The sequence below is a fragment of the Pseudomonas sp. p106 genome (assembly GCF_003936645.1).
GTDB lineage: Bacteria > Pseudomonadota > Gammaproteobacteria > Pseudomonadales > Pseudomonadaceae > Aquipseudomonas > Aquipseudomonas putida_E.
Map to the genome: position 1 here is coordinate 102,200 of NZ_RHQR01000008.1, position 14,672 is coordinate 116,871.

Annotated in this window: 16 protein-coding genes; 10 read left to right on the plus strand and 6 right to left on the minus strand. The window is 60.8% G+C overall.

The window, feature by feature from the left end; all coding sequences use genetic code 11:
- Positions 1-21 precede the first annotated feature (21 nt).
- The 7 genes from tssF (at position 22) to arfB (ending at position 6,079) form a co-directional block, all read left to right on the plus strand.
- On the plus strand, positions 22-1,791 hold the full coding sequence (gene tssF, locus EGJ09_RS12545) for a type VI secretion system baseplate subunit TssF (protein ID WP_125923955.1): 1,770 nt from the start codon (positions 22-24) through the stop codon (positions 1,789-1,791).
- Complete coding sequence (tssG, locus tag EGJ09_RS12550) at positions 1,755-2,852, plus strand: type VI secretion system baseplate subunit TssG (protein ID WP_125923956.1); 1,098 nt, start codon at positions 1,755-1,757, stop codon at positions 2,850-2,852. The genes tssF and tssG overlap by 37 nt, the downstream gene beginning before the upstream one ends.
- A complete protein-coding gene (gene tssJ, locus EGJ09_RS12555; RefSeq protein ID WP_115274376.1) occupies positions 2,833-3,369 on the plus strand; it encodes a type VI secretion system lipoprotein TssJ in 537 nt (178 codons plus the stop codon). Before tssG ends, tssJ begins: the two co-directional genes overlap by 20 nt.
- 4 nt (positions 3,370-3,373) lie before the next feature.
- Positions 3,374-3,820 carry a type VI secretion system baseplate subunit TssE gene (gene tssE, locus EGJ09_RS12560; RefSeq protein WP_115274377.1) on the plus strand — a complete coding sequence of 149 codons (447 nt, stop codon included), beginning with the start codon at positions 3,374-3,376 and terminating at the stop codon, positions 3,818-3,820.
- Positions 3,821-3,831: 11 nt separating this feature from the next.
- Entirely contained in the window at positions 3,832-4,998 is a 1,167-nt protein-coding gene (locus EGJ09_RS12565; protein ID WP_125923957.1) for an OmpA family protein, read from the plus strand.
- Positions 4,998-5,231: a hypothetical protein gene (locus EGJ09_RS12570; RefSeq protein ID WP_125923958.1), complete on the plus strand. Its 234-nt coding sequence runs from the start codon at positions 4,998-5,000 to the stop codon at positions 5,229-5,231. Before EGJ09_RS12565 ends, EGJ09_RS12570 begins: the two co-directional genes overlap by 1 nt.
- Before the next feature lie 434 nt (positions 5,232-5,665).
- Positions 5,666-6,079: an alternative ribosome rescue aminoacyl-tRNA hydrolase ArfB gene (gene arfB, locus EGJ09_RS12575; protein WP_046785705.1), complete on the plus strand. Its 414-nt coding sequence runs from the start codon at positions 5,666-5,668 to the stop codon at positions 6,077-6,079.
- Between the two features lie 17 nt (positions 6,080-6,096).
- On the opposite strand, the gene EGJ09_RS12580 is transcribed toward arfB, so the two are convergent.
- Positions 6,097-7,317: an amidohydrolase family protein gene (locus EGJ09_RS12580; RefSeq protein ID WP_125923959.1), complete on the minus strand. Its 1,221-nt coding sequence runs from the start codon at positions 7,315-7,317 to the stop codon at positions 6,097-6,099.
- Positions 7,318-7,633: 316 nt separating this feature from the next.
- Positions 7,634-7,819, minus strand: a complete 186-nt coding sequence (locus EGJ09_RS12585; protein WP_046785709.1) for a hypothetical protein — start codon at positions 7,817-7,819, stop codon at positions 7,634-7,636.
- Positions 7,820-8,166: 347 nt separating this feature from the next.
- Between EGJ09_RS12585 and EGJ09_RS12590 the strand changes: the two genes are divergently transcribed.
- Together EGJ09_RS12590 and EGJ09_RS12595 are read left to right on the plus strand one after the other, a co-directional pair.
- Positions 8,167-8,385, plus strand: coding sequence for a hypothetical protein (locus tag EGJ09_RS12590; protein WP_177433155.1), 219 nt, complete (start codon positions 8,167-8,169; stop codon positions 8,383-8,385).
- A 194-nt stretch (positions 8,386-8,579) separates the two neighbouring features.
- Positions 8,580-8,774, plus strand: a complete 195-nt coding sequence (locus tag EGJ09_RS12595) for a hypothetical protein (RefSeq protein ID WP_046785710.1) — start codon at positions 8,580-8,582, stop codon at positions 8,772-8,774.
- Positions 8,775-8,890: 116 nt separating this feature from the next.
- On the opposite strand, the gene EGJ09_RS12600 is transcribed toward EGJ09_RS12595, so the two are convergent.
- On the minus strand, positions 8,891-9,811 hold the full coding sequence (locus EGJ09_RS12600) for a LysR family transcriptional regulator (RefSeq protein ID WP_125923960.1): 921 nt from the start codon (positions 9,809-9,811) through the stop codon (positions 8,891-8,893).
- Positions 9,812-9,910: 99 nt separating this feature from the next.
- Here EGJ09_RS12600 and EGJ09_RS12605 point away from each other — a divergent pair, with 99 nt between their 5' ends.
- Complete coding sequence (locus EGJ09_RS12605) at positions 9,911-10,672, plus strand: TSUP family transporter (RefSeq protein WP_125923961.1); 762 nt, start codon at positions 9,911-9,913, stop codon at positions 10,670-10,672.
- Positions 10,673-10,678: 6 nt separating this feature from the next.
- On the opposite strand, the gene EGJ09_RS12610 is transcribed toward EGJ09_RS12605, so the two are convergent.
- From EGJ09_RS12610 to EGJ09_RS12620, 3 genes are all read right to left on the minus strand, one after another.
- The gene (locus EGJ09_RS12610; protein WP_125923962.1) at positions 10,679-12,100 is read right to left on the minus strand and encodes a GGDEF domain-containing protein; all 1,422 of its coding nucleotides are present in this window, start codon (positions 12,098-12,100) and stop codon (positions 10,679-10,681) included.
- A 125-nt stretch (positions 12,101-12,225) separates the two neighbouring features.
- Positions 12,226-14,055 carry an SLC13 family permease gene (locus EGJ09_RS12615; protein WP_125923964.1) on the minus strand — a complete coding sequence of 610 codons (1,830 nt, stop codon included), beginning with the start codon at positions 14,053-14,055 and terminating at the stop codon, positions 12,226-12,228.
- Between the two features lie 180 nt (positions 14,056-14,235).
- Entirely contained in the window at positions 14,236-14,622 is a 387-nt protein-coding gene (locus EGJ09_RS12620; RefSeq protein ID WP_039604046.1) for a glycine zipper domain-containing protein, read from the minus strand.
- Positions 14,623-14,672: the final 50 nt, after the last annotated feature.

Below are 14,672 nucleotides of genomic sequence, written 5' to 3' on the forward strand. Positions count from 1 at the left end.
CACTTTGATCAGGAATCTGTTTTGACTACGGACAACCTAACCCTGCGTTACTTCGACGCTGAAATGCGCTACTTGCGGGAAGCAGGTAAGGAGTTTGCCCAAGCTTTCCCGGATCGGGCGGCGCAGCTCAACCTGGATAAACCCGGCGCTGAAGATCCCTATGTGGAGCGCTTGTTCGAAGGCTTTGCGTTCTTGATGGGGCGTCTGCGTGAGAAATTGGACGATGACCTGCCTGAGCTGACGGAGGGGCTGGTCAGCCTGCTGTGGCCGCATTACCTGCGTACCATCCCATCGCTGGCCATCGTCGAGCTGATGCCAGATGTCAATCAGATGAAGGGCAGCGAGGAGGTCGCAAGAGGCTTTCAGGTGCTGTCACAGCCGGTGGGGCAGCACCGTACCCGCTGCCGCTACTCCACCACGCAGGATTTGACGCTACGGCCGCTCAATCTGGAAACCGTGCGACTTGACCATGAGCCCGATGGACGTGCAGTTCTACGCCTACGCTTCGCGCGTGGAGCACTGGCCGACTGGGATCAACTCGATCTTGCGTACATTCCCTTGTATCTGAATGCCGACGCGGCGCTTGCCAGTGGGTTGCACCAGGCGCTGACATTGAACGTGCAGGCGCTGCATGTGCGCTTGCCAGGCGCGGCGCAGCGCAAGGCATTTGCGGGGCAATTCAAGCCAAAGGGGTTTGCGGACGATGATCGCCTTTGGCCTAAAGGCGACAGCGCCTTCAGCGGTTATCAGTTGTTGCTGGAGTACTTTACGTTCCGCGAGAAGTTCATGTTCGTGACGCTCTGCGGCCTGGAATCGCTCGTGCTGCCTGCGCACGCGCCGTGGTTCGAGCTTGAAGTAGTACTCAGTGAGCCCTGGTCGCATACGTTTACGCCGACGCAAGAGCACATTCGTTTGCACGCGGTCCCCGTGATCAACTTATTTGCACTAGAGGCCGATCCACTCATCTTGGACCCGTTGCAGAATGAATACTTGCTTCGCCCAATGCGCTTGCAGGACGGTCATACAGAGATCTACTCGGTAGACAAGGTTTCTGGAGCGAAAGACAGCGTTCGTCAGGATTACGTGCCGTTCAGCAGCTTTCGTCACAAAGGGGGGATGCTTCGCGATGAGGCCCCCGAGCGCTATTTTCATACCCGCCTGAGACGCGGCGCCAATGGTCTTCATGACACTTGGCTGATTCTTGGCGGGGAGGGCTTTGACAAGGATGTATTGCTCAATCGCAAAAGCCTGTCGTTGCGCCTGACCGGTACCAATGGCCAGCTGCCGCGAAAAGCATTGCGCAGTACGTTGCTCGACGCTGCGGCGCAGTCCACACAGGCAGGCTTGCGAGTCCGCAACCTGACCGCGCCGACCCTACCGTGCTACCCGCCGAATCGCGATCGTTTTCACTGGCGCGTGCTCAGTCATCTGGGGTCGAATTTTCTACCGATGCTCAACAGTGCAGAAGTACTGCGTGGCACGTTGGCCTTGTACGAGTGGACGGGTAACGAAACGAACCGCCGCCGCTTGGAGGCCATTGTTGACGTCAAGCATCACTTGATTCAGCGATTTGAAAAAGGCTTCTTGCTGCGAGGTGTGGATATCGAAGTGACGGTCGATAGCAATGGCTTTTCAGGCGAGGGGGATATCTGCCTGTTTGGTGAAATGCTCAGCCGGTTCTTCGCTCTGTATGCGGACATTCATTTGTGCACTCAACTGACGATGATTTTGCAGCCGACGGGGAGGTGCCTGCGATGGAGCGAACATCACAGTCAGCGTATTCCCGGTTGAAGGCCGAGGGCATTGTGCATGTGTTGGCTGAACAGGTGTCGACGGCTAACGTCTACCGCTTCTGCCAGGTGCTGGAGCAGGTGTTGGCTGAACAACCACCGTTGGGCAGCACTGCACATCCCGGCGATGACCTAATCAGGTTCCGGCCAGATCCTGGAATGGGATTTCCAGCAGGCGAGTTGAAGGCCATTGAAATCGACGAGTCTGCTCCACACCGACCGCTGACAGTGCGAACCCGGCTGCTGGGTTTGTATGGCGTCAACTCTCCTTTGCCCACGGCCTATCTGGACGATATCGCCCTGCGACGCGAAGGCCATGAGGCGGTGGAGCACTTCCTCGATATCTTCAACCATCGAATATTCACCCAGTTCTATCGGATCTGGCGCAAGTACTCCTACCCGGCAACGTTCGAACCGGGTGGGCGCGATGCCACTTCACAGTGTTTATTGGGCTTGATCGGGTTGGGCATTCCCGGTACGGCAGAGCGTATCGCCACACCGATGTCACGTTTTCTGGCCCTGCTTAGCGTCATGCGTCTTCCCACGCGCAACGTGGAGGGGATTGGTGCGTTGGTGAAGTTGCTGGCGCCACACACGGATACGCACGTGACCGGGCATTGGCCGCAGAGTGTTGTGCTTGAGCAGCCCGCCAGCCTTGCACCAGAGCGTCCGGTGACTTTGGGCCAGGGCATGCCGTTGGGCGCTGTCGGGCACGACGCGAACAGCCAGCTGCGCCTGCGGCTGTATACCGAGGACCAGGATGAAGCGCGTGAGTGGCTTCCTGGTGGCCGGCTGATTGCCGATCTGCGCGTGTTGCTTGAAGTGTATCTGGGGTGGCGTTGTACAGCGCTGCTGCAGCTCTCAATTCCACGTGAGATGGTGCCGGCTCCTGTACTAGGACGCACTCGGTCGATGCTTGGCATGACCGCTGTGTTGAAACGGGCAGAGGGCGTACTCGCCTCGGCTCAAGACGACACGATCACGATTAACCTGGGCCGATATCAAGGTCTGCAGCCGAACCCTTGCAGGAAGGAGGTACAGCATGTGGCGTACCGTTTTTAAATGCTTCACGGCATCGACACTTGTTGCAGTACTGAGTGGGTGTGGCCTTGCACAAAAGGTTGCAGACGGTACGGCGTCTACTGCCCAAGCGATCTTCTACAAGCAAGTAAAGACGCTGCATCTGGATCTCAACGGCCGGTCAGCGATAAATACCGATGTCGAAGAGATGAGCGGATTGTCGGTGCCGGTGCTGGTGCGGGTCTACCAGTTGAAGGACAGCAAGGCGTTGGAGAACGCCACCTATGACGAACTGGTAAGTCAAGGTGAGCGAGTGCTTCGCGATGATCTGCTCGATGAGCGCGTGGTGGTGATAAAGCCCGGCGAGGCGGCGCAGCTGAGTACACCTCTACAAGGCGACGCTCGGTATGTTGCTGTGGTTGCGCTGTTCCGAAGTCCAGACGTTATCGAAAATACGTGGCGCGTTGTCTTGCAGCGGGACGAGCTCGAACCGGATCAGGCCAGAGTACTCGAACTGGGTGATAACCGATTGACGCTCCGACAGCGCGTGGAGGGCTGACTGCATGCCTGAAACCAGTCCTTCTCTTTACGAAATCCTGTTGCGGAACTTTTGCGGTGAGCTAGCGCTGGACCAGGTGAATGAAGATGACCAGCTGACCCTCTCGGTGCTGGACAACATTCAGCGCATTCTCAACAGCCGTGCAGGATCACTCTCGCATCTGCCCGACTATGGCTTGCCGGACATGGGCACAGTGCTGCAAGGGCTACCGGCTTCAGCACATGGCTTGATGAACGACATCGCCCGCACGTTGCGCCGCTATGAGCCCCGGCTGGCGCAGGTGAGCGTTCAGCTGATACCTCAGTCTCGCCCTGGCCATCTTGACTATGCCCTTGACGTGGTCATCAAGGGCGGCGGCAGGGCGTCCTTTGGGACCACACTCGGCGCCGAAGGCAGGGTTGTGGTGCGTCACCTCAAGCAGGAAGGCTACCTTCCCGTGCAATGGAACTGACAGGGGGCCAGATGACGGCACTTTTTGGGATGCGTGTTCGCTTGGGTGGGGATCCAGGCAACTTCGATGAGTTCAAGGTGTTGCACGGTGAGCTGGCCAAGCTCACGCACCCCGCCTGTCCCGATGTGGACTGGGCAAAAGTTGAGGGGTTGTCTTTGCGACTCTTCGAGCTGAACGGGATTGAGCTGCAGACGGCGGTGGCGTTCGTACTGGCGCGTAGCTACCGCACGGGTGTGACGGGCTTGACCGAGGGTGTGGCGCTGCTCGCTACACTGAGCGATGAGTGGCCGCGCTTATGGCCAGTGCAGGCGTCAGCTCGCATCGATCTCATTGCATGGCTGTTTACTCAGTTGCATCCCTTGGTTCGCATGGTGGCGTGGGGCAGGTCGAGTTCGGCGGGGTTGAGCGAACTGATTGTCGAGTTGAACCGCCTGGAGCACCGCTTGGAACGCCTTGGCCATGCACCTTTGGTTGCGCTGCAGGTCTTCCGAAACCAACTGGCCAGCCTCCTGCAGCGTATGCCAGGAGGCCGGGTGGCGGCGATGCCGCTTCCTCTGCAATCCTGGGCGACGATTGCTGAGCCATCCATCACGCCTCAAATGGCTGCTGCCGTTTCTGCCCCTTCGACCTACACATTTGTAGTCGAGCCTCCGGCGCAGAAGCGTGTCGTGTTGCCGTGGTTGCTGCTGCTGATGGTCACTATTGCATGCTTGGGGTGGTTAGGTTGGCAAGAGTGGTCATCCAGGCAAGCCAAAGAACCCCCTACGTCCGATCCAATCCAACTCGACAGCTTGAACCTGTTCGATCCTGGCAGTGCCGAACTCAAGCCGGGTTCAACCAAGCTGCTGGTCAATGCACTGGTTGGAATCAAGGCCCAGCCTGGCTGGTTGATCGTTATCTCCGGGCATGCGGATGCGCGAGGCGATGCAGCCAAGAATCTCGATCTTTCTCGTGCCCGCGCTTCCGCTGTTCGCGACTGGATGCAGCGTATGGGCGATATCCCGGACAGTTGCTTTGCTGTCCAAGGTGTCGCGGCCAGTCAACCGGTCAGCAGCAACGACACCGTGAATGGTCGCGCAGAAAATCGTCGGGTGGACATTCGATTGGTACCTCAGGGAGATGCATGTGGCGAGCTGGAGGCCGTAGGGCGTTCGTTTCGGGGAAGAGAGGCTGCGTGATGGCGTACCTGCAAGGCGATGTAATGCTGAACTGCGCCAATGTGCGCATTGCTGACATCGCTGCCCCGAGTCTGCTGAACAAGAAGCGTAAGGCTAAGGGCAAGCCGCTGTTCTTCAACAACCACTTACTTAGGTTGAGGCGCCTCGAAGCGGTTCGCACGCTGCGGGAGATCTTCACGCTTCTCCTGAGGGCATCTGCGTCGCGGGGGGGGGGGCAGCTGTACGTGGGTTGACAGACCGGCGGTAAAATCACGAAAAACTCCGGCGCACGCAAGCGTGCCCACACGCACAGCCACCATAAAACTGAGACTGTCTGTGGGATTTACCGTCACAGCCTGTCAAAGCTGTATCGTTGATGAGCAACGACATGCCGAGACTGGAGCGCAGCTACAGTGGCCGCGACGGAAAAAAGCGCAGTGCGAGTATGTTTGGGAAATGGGCTACAAGGACGAGGGAAAATCTGATTTCCTGGTGTTTCCAGCGCTCAAGATGTGGGTGTTTTGATCGGTCTATGTCAGCCTATGGCGGGCAGCAATCCAATGCTCTGTAATCAGTATGGGCCACATCGCCGGAAAGCCGGCACGGCCGACACCTATCCAGAAACCGGGGTTTTCTATGGGAGAACGGAGAACCCTGTGATAATGGGCGCAATTACAAGGGCCATGTCATGCTGACCATCTCCAATAACGTGCATCTACCGGATGCCGAAATCGAACTGACATACATCCGCGCGCAGGGCGCGGGTGGGCAGAATGTCAACAAGGTGTCCAGCGCCGTGCACCTGCGCTTCGACATCCCTGCCTCATCGTTGCCCGAGTTCTATAAAGAGCGGCTGCTGGCGCTACGCGACAGTCGCATCACCGGCGAGGGCGTATTGATCATCAAGGGCCAGCAGTACCGCACCCAGGAGCAGAACCGTGCTGACGCACTGGCGCGTCTTGCCGAGTTGATCACCACAGCCGGCAAGACCGAAAAGAAACGCCGCCCCACCAAGCCTACCCTCGGTTCGAAGACCCGCCGCCTGGAAGGCAAAGCCAGGCGGAGCAATGTCAAGGCGGGTCGGGGCAAGGTGGAGTTCTAGTCCTGGGATCACCTACATCACCTGCGGCGAAGTTCTGCAGCAAACTGCGACGCCTCGAGTTGCAACTGCGCAGGCCCGCCCCAGAACGCGCCGTGGCGCACGATCACCCGTTCATGCAGCGCTGCCGCCACCGCAGCGGCAGCGTTCGGGGCTTTGAACAGCACAAAACTCGCTTCGTTGCCTACCTTCAGCCCATAGTCCTTTTTACCCATCACCCCGGCACTGGCTTCGGTCGCCATGTGCAGCGCTACCCGCAGTTCCTCGTCAGTGTTGAAGCCCGAGCGATAGCTGACCAACATGGCCCGTTGCAGCATGTCGCCATTGCCGTAGGGCCACCAGGCGTCCTGGATGTTGTCGTTGCCGGTGAACACTCGCACACCGCCTGCGCGCAGGCGCAGCACGGGCGGGAAAGCGTGCTCGCCCGGGGCGTTGGTCATGATCGACACGTCTGCACCGGCCAGCACTTCGGCAGTGCGGTCCACCACGCTGTCGACAACATCACCCAGGCCATAGGCATGGCTCACCGCCACCAAACCTTGCATGCCCAGTGCCTGGGTCCGCGCGGCGATGCGTTCGAGCTGGGCTATGCAGATGTCACCTGGCTCGTGCAGGTGGATATCTACCTTCACCCCGTGCCGGTCGGCGATGCCGAAAACAATGTCCAGCTGCGCTTCGGCGTCACCGTCCAAGGTGGTCGGGTCGATACCGCCCACCACCTGCACACCTTCGCGTACGGCAGCCTCCATTACTTCGGCAGTGCCGGGGCAGGTCACCACGCCGGCCTGGGGGAAAGCCACCAGCTCGATGTCGATCAGGTCTTTCCACTTCTCGCGGGCTTCGAGGATGGCGCGCAGATTGGCAAGGCCGGTGGTGGCGTCCACATCCACATGGCAGCGCATGGCCAGGGTGCCGAAGGCGGCGGCCTGACGAATCAGGGCATCGGCGCGTTCGACAATAGGCGGGGCGTTGGCGAGCTCGCGCTTTTCCACCGCCAGCCGTTCACGCAGGGAGGCCACGCTCTGGTGCGGGCGCCAACGGTCGCCGACGAAACTCTTGTCCAGGTGAATGTGGCCATCGACGAACCCAGGCAACGCCAGCAGCCCTTCAAGGTCGATGGTTTCGCGGGCCGGCTCACTGGCGCGCTGCGGGCCGATATGGGTGATGCGCCCGTTCTTTACGGCAATGTGCAGGGGCAGGCCATCGGCGTCGATGGCATTGATGAACTCGCGGTCATTCATGGTCGGGCCTTTTTCCCAGGCTGAGTGATGACACACGGTAGGCAGGATCCGCACACGCCACAAATTAATAATCAGGATCGATTGCAGTGCATTTCTGGATGCAGGCAGCGCTAGGGGTAATGCCTGTCAGTTAGCGTTATCAGGGCTGCTACGCAGCCAATCGCCGGCAAGCCGGCCACACAGATACCATGCAGTTCTTGAGGTCTGCACTGTGCCTGTGGGAGCTGGCTTGCCGGCGATGGGCCGCAAAGCGGCCCCAAATCGATATTCAGCCCGCAGTGGTTGACGAGCGAACATCGGCACAGGGAAGGGCGTGCTACTGCAGCGTCGGCGGCTTCATCTCCAGGGGCATCCCTGCCAGCGTAGCCTCCATCCCCGCAATTTTTCGCGTAAGCCGTTGCGCCTCCTCATCTTTGCCCTGTGCTTTCAGAAGATCCCGCTCTTTGCGTAATGCGAGCAGGCATTTTTGCAGGCCCAGGCCAGAAGTATTGAACTGGTCCATGTTTCCCTCATGCTGAAGGCTTCCGTGCCGTTGTAGGAAAAATGGACCCTAGCAGTTCGATATTGCTGCGGAAACTGAGGTTTCATACAGCAGGTACTTGGCACCAAGATGCGGCCTACAGTAAGGGGGAAAACTTCCTACAAATTAACTTAGAGGCTGTTTCTATTCGTGTAGATCAGGCTTGCGTCTGATGCCCGTAATTGCTGAGCCTGTGATGACCTGACCGTTGAAAGAGGCATCATGCTGCTGGCAGGCTGGCCAGCTATGCACTGAAACTTAAAGTTGCAATTGTATGCCGGTGTCGACAAGTCAAACGCGCTCTTGTGACCTCCCACGACCACTGCCACATGATGAGCACGCTTGGCTGGGTGCGTGGCCGTTCGCATCTGATACGCCTTTTTTCATCAAACCTGAATCTGTATCCGTATCAGCGCTGCGCCGATAATGCTTTTCATCCCTGCTATCACATTGAAGAGGTTCTGATGGGCAAGCTCGCGCTATTTCTGGGTGGTTTTCTTCTGCTCACCCTTTTGGTAGGCCTACTGGGCACCATCCCCCCAGGCTGACGACTTCCCCCTCCGGCCCCCCTCTTTTGCCAGGGGGCCAGCGTCGTGCCGTTGCGGCAATGGTCCTTGGTATACCGTTAGACTGGCGGTAGCTGCAAGTCGTTCTCAAGTGAAAAGGCCTCGTGTACTCTCCCGCTCGCGTCATAATGAGTCGCGGCAGTGGGCCGGCCTTTTACCTTGGAGTCGACATATAGATGGAATGCAAGAAGGACCCTTCAGCGCTGCTGGAGTGGCGTAGCCGCTTCCTGACCGCAGGCATTCTCGAAGAAAGTGAATACGACCAGGCGTTGCGCAGTGCCGATGCGCTTGAGCAATCAGGCGTGATCAGTGCGGTTGAGTGGATCGAGCTGGTCAAGGCGGCGAATGCAGCACTACTGCGCGTGCGATAAGTCCTTCTTTACGCGGGGAAATCTGTCCACAAAAAACGTGGGTAGGTCTGTGGATAAAATGCTGTAAGCCAAGCCGTTTGCGGCTTCTGTTGAATTGAGCAGAATTTGAACAGATGTCAGCGAGCCTGCCGGTTGCCCCCATTGCCCGCCTGGCGCAGGGCCAGCAGCAGCTCACGGACCCGCGCTGGCAACTCGCCGGCAGGATATACAGCGTGCATTTGCGGGTCTTGGCCGGTACTGGATGTCAGCCGGTAATCTGCGCAAACACGCACCAGCCGGCCGGCACTGACTTGTGCCTCGCCCACCCAGTCGGCCAGGCGGGCAATGCCGGCACCGGCCAGTGTACTGTGGTAGACCGCATCGCCTGAGCTCAGTCGCAGCCTTGGATGGGGGCGCAGGCTGGTGATTCGGTCACCTTGGCAAAAGTGCCAGGCCTTGAGAATGCGCGGGGCGGTATGCAGGATCAGCGAATGGTCAGCCAAGTCCTCTGGCCGCTTGGGCATGCCATGGCGCGCCAGGTAGTCCGGGCTGGCGTACAGATGGCGCTGGTAGCGCCACAGTGGGTAACCGATCAGCTCGCTTGATTGTGGAAACGCACCGCGGACCACGAAATCGAGCTTGCCCAGCAAAGGGTCAAGCGCCTCGTCACGGTAGTGGACGTCCAGCGTTACCTGTGGGTGGCGGCGGGAAAACGCCGCCAGCACACCGGGCAGCACATGTTCGCCAAGCAATTGCGGCACGCCGAAGCGGATCCAGCCCTGTGCGCTGCCACTGAGTGCGGCCAATTCATCGGCGGCATCACGTTGCACATCGAGCAAGCGTTCGGCATGGGGCAGTAACCGCTCGCCAGCTTCGGTGAGGGTCACCGCATTGGCATTGCGGTTGAGCAGCTTGCACCCGCTGTTGTCTTCCAAAGCCTGTACTGCCCGCGTCACGGCGCTGGGCGAGCGGCCCAGGGCGCGGGCGGCGGCGACGAAGCTGCGTTTGTGCGCGACGCTGACGAAGGCCTGGATTTCGCGCAGCATGTTCAATGCCATGAAGGTCTCCTGGTTGCAGTTTTTGCAATATGGCATTTCAACACAGGCGCGCCGATTTGATTAGCCTTGCGGTCTGCTTTCACTGCCTGGAACCGCGCCATGATGGATATCGCCGTACTCTCCCTGTTCGCTTTTGCCGCCGGCCTGATCGATGCTGCGGTAGGAGGTGGTGGGCTCATTCAGATCCCGGCGCTGTTCAACGTATTGCCCACGGCGCAACCTGCGGCCTTGCTTGGCAGCAACAAACTGGCATCGGTGTGCGGCACGGCTTTCGCGGCGCGCTCGTTCATTCGCAAGGTCACCCTGGACTGGGGGTTGATCGTGCCGGCGGCGCTCAGTGCGTTCATCATGTCGTTTGCAGGGGCGGCCACGGTGTCGCTGGTGCCGTCCAGCGTGATGCGCCCGGCAGTGCTGGTGCTGATCGTGCTGATGGCGATCTACACCTTTTGCAAGAAGGATTTCGGCACCTTGCACGCGCCGGCGAAGATCGGCCGCAAGGAGCAATGCCTGGCGGTACTGATCGGCGGCGCCATCGGCTTCTATGACGGCCTGTTCGGGCCAGGTACCGGCAGCTTCCTGATCTTCCTGTTCATTCGCTTTTTCGCGTTGGACTTCCTGCACGCCTCGGCTTCAGCCAAAGTGGTCAACATCGCCACCAACCTCGCGGCGCTGGTGTTCTTCGTGCCATCGGGCAATGTGCTGTACGCCATTGCCTTGCCCATGGCTGCATGCAACGTGCTTGGCGCGCTGACCGGGACCTGGCTGGCCGTGCGCAAGGGCGCAGGCTTTGTGCGCGGGCTGTTCCTGGTCTTGCTGTGTGTGCTGATCGCCAAGCTGTCCTGGGACTTGCTGATGGGGTGAGTCAAATTACCCGGCGCCCTGTGCCTTTGCCAGTTCGACACGGTTGCGGCCGTGGGCCTTGGCGCGGTACAGCGCCTGGTCCGCACGGGCCAACAGCTCGTCCAGACCTGGCGCCGGCTCGTGCCCGGCGCAGCCGTCCAGGCCGATGCTGACGGTGATCTGCAGGCGCTCGTCGCCCTGCGCCAGGTGTAGGTCCTGGACCGCTCTGCGCAAGCGCTCAGCGGTGAAGTTGGCCCGGTCTGGCGCGAGGCCCGGCAGCAGGATTACAAACTCTTCACCGCCCATGCGCGCCAGCAGCTCGCCTTCATGCAACTGGTCTTGCAGGGTGTGGGCGAACTGGCGCAGCACCTGGTCGCCTACGGCGTGGCCATGGCGATCGTTGATCGACTTGAAATGGTCGATGTCGAGCATCATCAAGGTCAGCGGCAATGCCTGGGCATGTTGCTGGCGGCTGTCGAGCAGGGCATTGGCGCGGCGGGTGAAGGCGCTGCGGGTCAGTGCTCCGGTCAGGTGATCGATGGTGGCCTGATGCGCCAGGCGCGCCAGCAGGCTACGGTTGGCCTGGCTGACGCAAGAAACCACCAGCGGCCCGAGCACCAGCATGGCGATGCCCAGGCGGGCCGACATCAATGTGGTGACCCCAAGCTCGCTTTGCGGCACGCTGAAATGCATCAGGTTCTGCGCCACCGCAACGATCAGCGTACTGCCGGTAGTCAGTGTCAGCAATGAAACCAGAAACGGTGAGTAGGTCCACGCGCACCACAGCAGTGCTGCGATCGGGAAGGCAATGGCCCCCGGCCCGCCGAAGGCGATACTGAAGACCAGCGAGGCCAGCAGCACCAGCAAGGGGGGCAGGCTTACGGCCTGGGCTCCACTGCGGACCAGCGCGCGCGCCGATGGCGCCGTCAGCAGCACCGGCAGCACCAGCACTGCGGTCGAGAACTGCTCGCTGAACCACGCCAGCCAGGTGGTGCGCAGCGATTGCTCGAACCACGGGGCAGCCACCACGCAGGCCATGCAAGCCGCCACCATGGCACCGGCCGCGCAGGCACCGAATACGCTGAGCACTCCCTGCGGGCTGCGCATGCGCCGGTGCAGGCGCGGTAAGCGTGACAGCAAGAGCCACACCGTCACCACTACGCTCAGGTTGCACAGGTTGAGCCACAGCGCCGAGCGCCAGGCGCTGCCGCATGCCAGGTCGGCGGCGATCATGGCCAGCCAGGCCAGGGTGAAACTCACCGGGGTGGCGTGGCGCGGGTAGCGCAACAGCACACCGGCCAGCACTGCATTGACGGGCCAGAACAGGGACAAGGATTCGATTGGCCGTGCCAGGATGCCGCCCAGGGTCAGGGCGAAGGTCAGGCCGAACACGGCGAAATAGGGCAACAAGCGCGACTGGGCTGGAAAAACCATAGGCTCGACCGACAAGCGGAGACGAAATCCAGGACAACGGCTGTGGGCACCTGGGGCAATAACACCCCAGTTTGTTTGCGCAGGCCACTCAATGTCAATCTGCCGAGATCGCGCAGGATAATGGCCAATATCCTCTGGCGTCATAAACCGTGGAACCATGGCACCATCAGTACCGTCACCAGCATCACCAGCACTGTGAAGGGCACGCCCACCTTGACGAAGTCGGCAAAGCGGTACTGGCCCGGGCCGAGCACCAAGGTATTCACCGGTGAGGAAACCGGGGTCATGAACGCCGCGGATGCCGCCAAGGCCACAGTCATGGCGAACGGATAGGGCGAGAGGCCCAGCTGTGTTGCCGTGCTGATGGCAACGGGCGCCATCAGCACGGCGGTGGCGGTGTTGGAGATGAACAGGCCGATCACCGCTGTGACCGTGAACAGGCAGGCGAGCATGGCGATCGGCCCGGCGCCGCCCAGCAGGCTGACCAGCCCGCCCACTGCCAGGTCGATACCCCCGGTCTGCTGCAGCGCCTGGGCGAAGGGCAGCATGCCGACGATCAATATCAGGCTTGGCCAGTGAACGGCGCGGTAGGCGCTGTTCATGTCGATGCAGCGCCCGGCCCCCATCAGCAGGCAGCCGATCAACGCGGCGATCACATTGGGTACCACGCCGCTGACCATCAGCCCGACCATCACCGCCAGGCTGATCAGGGCATAGGGTGCCCGGGTACGGGCTGGTGCCACTTGGTCGATCTCGGCAGGCAAGCTCAGTACCAGGAAATCCTTTGGCTGGCTTTGCAGCTGCCGCACCGCTTTCCAGGGGCCGACAACAAGCAGCGTGTCGCCAAGGCGCAGAGGCTCTTCCACCAGGCGCTCGTCGATCGCCGTCTGCTCACGGCGCAAGCCAACCACGTTGAGGCCGTAGCGGGTACGAAAGGCAAGGTCCAGGATGCTTTTGCCGATCAGTTGCGAGCCGTGGGGCAGGGACACTTCGGCCATGCCCAACTCCTGGGACTGGTCGATGAAATAAGCGGCCTTGAAATGAAGAGGTTCCAGTTGCATGGTTTGACACAGGCTGCGCAGGTCATCGCGATTGGCGAACAGGTCGAGCAGCAGCACGTCACCCTGCTGCAGGACGGTGCTCGAATCGGCGGCGATCACCCGCGTGGTGAACTTGTGCTGGCGCTCGATACCGATCACGTTGGCGCCATGCCGGGTGCGCAGCTCAAGCTCCCCGAGGGTATGGCCGATCAACGGCGATTGCGCCCGAATACGTAGCCGCCGCTCCCGGCCGTTGAGCTTGTAGTCCAGTACCAGGTCGAGCAGGGTGCGGCGGCTCTCCACCCGGCCGTCCTTGCGTACTTCGCCGTTGAGCCAGTGGCGTGTCAGCAGCATGTAGCCAATCCCCAGCACCAGCACCACCAGGCCGAACGGCGTGAAACTGAAGAAGCTGAAACCTTGCTCGCCTTGGCGTACCAGTTCGCTGTGCACCACCACGTTGGGTGGTGTGGCCACCAGGCTGAGCATGCCACTGATCAGGCCGGCGAAGCTCAGCGGCATCATCAGGCGGCTTGGCGAAATCTGCAGGCGTGCAGCGATGCTCAGCACCACCGGGATGAAGATCGCGACCACGCCCGTCGAACTCATCACCGAGCCCAGCCCGGCCACTGACACCATCAGCAACACCAGCAGGCGCGCCTCGCTGTTGCCTGCCCGGTCGCTCATCCATTCGCCGATGCGATAAGCGATGCCGGTACGCACCAGCCCTTCGCCGATCACGAACAAGGCAGCAATCAATACCACGTTGGGGTCGCTGAAGCCGGCCAGGGCCTGCTCCACGGTGAGGATGCCCGACAGTGGCAGGGCGAGAATCACCAGCAGCGCGACGACGTCCATGCGTGGTCGGTTGATGACAAAGAGCATGATGACGACAGCCAGCAGGCCGAGGACCCAGAGCAGTTCCTGGTTCATGGGGCGGGGGTGTTCCTTCACTCAAGGGGGCACGAAAGACAGTAGCAGTCAGTGTGGCAGCTTGTGGTGAAGAGGGTGTTGATGAGGGTCAGCGGGGAGAGGGTTTGCCTTGTTAAGGCGGCGGGAGACTGGGTGATCGATGCAGGAGCCGGCAAGCTGGCCCCTGCAGGCTGCGCTGAATCAGTGACGGTGGCGGCGGTGCTTCTTGCCGTTGTTGTCACCCAGGTGGTTGCCAATCGCACCACCCGCCGCGCCGCCCAGGCCGGCACCGATGGTCGAGCCGGTCGAGCCGCCGACCTTGCCGCCCAACAGCGAACCGCCTGCCGAGCCCAGGCCACCGCCGATGGCGGCTTCGGTGCGGTTGCCCTTGCGCGCAGCCACCGCGCTGCCGGCGGCGCCGCCAAGGCCTGCGCCGACAGCTGCACCAGTGCTGCCGCCGAGCTGTTGGCCGACAACATTACCCAGGACGCCACCCAGGCCACCGCCGATGGCGGCGGTACCGTCACCGGCGAAAGCGCCTTGGCACAGCAGCAGGCCAAGGGCAAGGGAAGGCAAAGTCAGACGCATGATAGGGAGCCTCGGAGATTCATCAGGTTAAGAGTGGGTTGCAAAGACGT

Bases quoted from the DNA above. Each gene is read 5' to 3' on its own strand.
- EGJ09_RS12565 (WP_125923957.1), top strand. From the start codon at position 3,832: ATGACGGCACTTTTTGGGATGCGTGTTCGCTTGGGTGGGGATCCAGGC.
- EGJ09_RS12580 (WP_125923959.1), bottom strand. From the start codon at position 7,317: ATGAATGACCGCGAGTTCATCAATGCCATCGACGCCGATGGCCTGCCC.
- tssE (WP_115274377.1), top strand. From the start codon at position 3,374: ATGCCTGAAACCAGTCCTTCTCTTTACGAAATCCTGTTGCGGAACTTT.
- EGJ09_RS12615 (WP_125923964.1), bottom strand. From the start codon at position 14,055: ATGAACCAGGAACTGCTCTGGGTCCTCGGCCTGCTGGCTGTCGTCATC.
- EGJ09_RS12620 (WP_039604046.1), bottom strand. From the start codon at position 14,622: ATGCGTCTGACTTTGCCTTCCCTTGCCCTTGGCCTGCTGCTGTGCCAA.
- EGJ09_RS12590 (WP_177433155.1), top strand. From the start codon at position 8,167: ATGATGAGCACGCTTGGCTGGGTGCGTGGCCGTTCGCATCTGATACGC.
- EGJ09_RS12585 (WP_046785709.1), bottom strand. From the start codon at position 7,819: ATGGACCAGTTCAATACTTCTGGCCTGGGCCTGCAAAAATGCCTGCTC.
- arfB (WP_046785705.1), top strand. From the start codon at position 5,666: ATGCTGACCATCTCCAATAACGTGCATCTACCGGATGCCGAAATCGAA.
- EGJ09_RS12595 (WP_046785710.1), top strand. From the start codon at position 8,580: ATGGAATGCAAGAAGGACCCTTCAGCGCTGCTGGAGTGGCGTAGCCGC.
- EGJ09_RS12600 (WP_125923960.1), bottom strand. From the start codon at position 9,811: ATGGCATTGAACATGCTGCGCGAAATCCAGGCCTTCGTCAGCGTCGCG.
- EGJ09_RS12570 (WP_125923958.1), top strand. From the start codon at position 4,998: ATGGCGTACCTGCAAGGCGATGTAATGCTGAACTGCGCCAATGTGCGC.
- tssJ (WP_115274376.1), top strand. From the start codon at position 2,833: ATGTGGCGTACCGTTTTTAAATGCTTCACGGCATCGACACTTGTTGCA.
- EGJ09_RS12605 (WP_125923961.1), top strand. From the start codon at position 9,911: ATGATGGATATCGCCGTACTCTCCCTGTTCGCTTTTGCCGCCGGCCTG.
- tssG (WP_125923956.1), top strand. From the start codon at position 1,755: ATGGAGCGAACATCACAGTCAGCGTATTCCCGGTTGAAGGCCGAGGGC.